The 417-nt window shown below is 72.9% G+C and carries 1 protein-coding gene; it reads right to left on the bottom strand.

Going from position 1 to position 417, the window contains the following annotated elements:
* A partial coding sequence (locus G3I71_RS48625) for an O-antigen ligase (RefSeq protein ID WP_164325390.1) occupies positions 1 to 417 on the bottom strand: 417 nt, incomplete at both ends.

Genomic DNA, 417 nt, shown 5'->3' with positions numbered 1-417 from the left:
TGTCGGCGTAGAGGAAGTCGGTCAGCTGCCAGACGAGGAGCCCGAGCGCGACGAGCCCGCAGTCGCGGATCCCGCGCCCGCTCGCGTACCGGCGCAGGCCCGCGACGAGCAGCACCGCCCAGCCGCCCACCAGGGCGGTGAGCCCGATCAGTCCCTGTTCGCTGAGGATCAGCAGGTACATGTTGTGCGGGGACAGCAGCGGTTGGCGCAGGTAGGCCTGTCCGGCGCCGGCGGTGTCGCTGCCCGAGGACAGGCCGAGCGAGGAGTGTCCGTCGCGGTGGGCGGGGAAGCCCTTGAGGCCCACGCCCGCGGCGGGCCGTTGGCGCCACATCGACCCGGCGGCCGCCCACATCGTGTAGCGGTCGGTCACCGACTGGTCGGGGGCGCTGGAGACCTGGGTGATCGAGGTCAGCCGCT

Origin of the sequence: Streptomyces sp. SID12501, assembly GCF_010550245.1 — a bacterium.
Taxonomy (GTDB): domain Bacteria; phylum Actinomycetota; class Actinomycetes; order Streptomycetales; family Streptomycetaceae; genus Streptomyces.
Note: the sequence above shows the minus strand (reverse complement) of the source record. Positions and strands in the feature narration are given on the sequence as shown.